At 75.8% G+C, this 2,482-nt stretch carries 2 protein-coding genes; one reads left to right on the top strand and one right to left on the bottom strand.

Annotation, left to right across the window (positions count from 1 at the left end; all coding sequences use genetic code 11):
* Positions 1-315: 315 nt before the first annotated feature.
* The gene (locus tag EF918_RS34740; RefSeq protein WP_125652845.1) at positions 316-1,446 is read left to right on the top strand and encodes an NAD(P)/FAD-dependent oxidoreductase; all 1,131 of its coding nucleotides are present in this window, start codon (positions 316-318) and stop codon (positions 1,444-1,446) included.
* On the opposite strand, the gene EF918_RS34745 is transcribed toward EF918_RS34740, so the two are convergent.
* Positions 1,447-2,460 (bottom strand): DMT family transporter, encoded by a 1,014-nt coding sequence (locus tag EF918_RS34745; protein ID WP_125652846.1) that lies wholly within the window; start codon positions 2,458-2,460, stop codon positions 1,447-1,449.
* Between the last annotated feature and the right edge of the window lie 22 nt (positions 2,461-2,482).

Consider the following 2,482-nt stretch of genomic DNA (forward strand, 5'->3'; position numbering starts at 1 on the left):
CGCCAACCCCCTGTCCCGCCGTCCCCCGTACCCCAGGCCGGCTTCCCGCACCCTACAAGACGGCCCCCGTCGGCTCTGGGCGTCAGCCGCTGCGGCCGGGGCACCGGTACCGGCACCGGCACCAGCACCGGCACCGGTGTCGGCGGCGGCGCCGGGCCGGGCGTCGGTGACGCTCCCGGTGCCGATGTCGGTGCCGTGTCGGGCATCTGTCAGGTCCCGTCGCTGCGACGTCGGTCGCCCGTCAGCGCGGCCCGGCACGGTTCCAGGGACGGCCGGCCGGAGTTCACCGGGCGGCCCCGTTCCGAAGGAGCCACCATGCCCACCCCCGTCACGATCGTCGGCGCCGGACTCGGCGGACTCACCCTGGCCCGGGTCCTGCACGTCCACGGCATCCCGGTCACCGTCTACGAGGCCGATGCCTCCCCGTCGGCGCGCACGCAGGGCGGCATGCTCGACATCCACGACTACAACGGACAGCTCGCCCTCGCAGCAGCCGGCCTGATGGACGAGTTCCGCGCCATCGTCCTGGACGGTCGCCAGGCGATGCGGGTCCTCGACCGGGACGGCACCGTCCTCCTCGACAAGGCCGACGACGGTACGGGCGGACGCCCGGAAGTGATGCGCGGCGAACTGCGCCGGATCCTGCTCGACTCGCTCCCGCCCGGCACCGTCCGGTGGGGGCACAAGGTCAGCGGTGCCCGAGCCCTGGGGGAGGGGCGCCACGAGGTGCGGTTCGCCGACGGCACCACCGTCGTCGCCGGCCTGCTGGTCGGCGCGGACGGCGCATGGTCCCGGGTGCGGCCGCTGCTCTCGACCGCCACACCCGCGTACACGGGCACGTCGGTCGTCGAGACCTACCTCTTCGACGCCGACACCCGGCACCCGGCCGCCGCGCAGGCCGTCGGCGGCGGGATGCTGATCGTGCCCTCGCCCGGCAGGGAGATCTTCGCCCACCGCGAGACCGGCGACACCCTGCACGCCTATGTTGCGCTGACCGAGCCGCAGGAGTGGTTCGGCGCCGTCGACTTCACCGACCCCGCCGCGGCGACCGCGCGGATCGCGGCGGAGTTCCGGGGCTGGGCTCCGGAACTCACCGCTCTGATCACCGACAGCGACACCGCACCGGTCCTCCGCCCCCACTTCGCCCTGCCGGCCGAGCACCGGTGGGACCGGGTGCCCGGGGTGACCCTGGTCGGCGACGCCGCCCACCTGACGGCCCCGAACGGCGAAGGCGCCAACCTCGCCATGCTCGACGGCGCCGAACTCGGCGAGGCCATAGCCGCGCACCCCGACGACATCGACGCCGCACTCACGGAGTACGAGCAGGCCATGTTCCCCCGCAGCAGCGAGGTCGTCACCTTCGAAGGCGCCGAATTCCTCGGCATCGCCTCCGACGACAGCACGGCCACGGCCACGGCTACGGCTACGGCTACGGCCACGGCCTGATCAGCCTGCTGTAGCAGCCGGCCCGTCCGCACCGGCCGGCACCGGCGTGCCGCGCCGTGGCCCCGGCCGTTGCGCGGGCGTCTGTACGGGAAGGTGGGGGAGCGGGGTCCGTACGGCGGTCTTAGCGGCGGACGCTGTGCCGGACGGTACGGCGTCCGGTGCCGCGGCCGGTGCCGCGGCCGGTACGGGAGCTGCCGGGGTCCGGGTCAGCAGCAGGACCCCGCGGGCCGCTGCCGCGGCGCCGGCCACGGACAGGAGCACGCCCGTCGCCCCTCCCTGGAGCCGTTCGCCGAGCAGCACCATGCCGATGGCGGCCGCGGCGAGCGGATTGGCCAGGTTCACCACGGCGAGGGGTGCACCGAGGCCACCCCGGTACGCCCGCTGCGACAGCAGCAGGCCGGCCACGGCGAAGAACACGACGAGCAGGCCGACGCCGGTCACCCGGAGGGCGGACAGCGAACCGTCCCGTCCGGCAGCCAAGGCCACGGCCACGGTCTGGGTCAGGGCGGAGGCGACGGCGGAGGCCAGGCCGGAGGCGGTGGCGTGGCGCAGCCCGGAGCGGGTGGCCCGGGCGGTGGTCAGGAGCAGGATCACGGCGGTCGTCGCCGCCGAGACGGCGAGGGCCTCGGCGAGGGTGAGGGTGTCCTCGGGGGCGGGCCCGGAGGCGGGGAGCAGCAGCAGGGCGAGCCCTGCCACGGTCGCCAGGGTGCCGCGCCACTCGGTGACGGTGACCCGGCGGCCGGCCCGCCGCGCGCCGAGCGGCATGGCGGCGACCAGGGTGAGGGCGCCCAACGGCTGGACCAGGGTGAGCGGGCCGTAGCGCAGGGCAGCGGCGTGCAGCAACGCGCCGAAGGCGTTCAGCGAGGCTGACCCCCACCAGGCGCCGTTGGCGAGCAGGGTCCGGGCGGTCCGGGCACCGCAGGTGCGGGCCAGCCGCTCCTGGGCGACGGCCGCGGAGGCGTAGGCCAGTGAGGAGGCGAGGCTCAGCGCGAGGGCGAGGCCGGTGGCATTCACCGCACGCCCCCCGCCCCTGCCC

The sequence above is a fragment of the Streptomyces sp. WAC06614 genome (genome assembly GCF_003949795.1).
Lineage (GTDB): Bacteria > Actinomycetota > Actinomycetes > Streptomycetales > Streptomycetaceae > Streptomyces.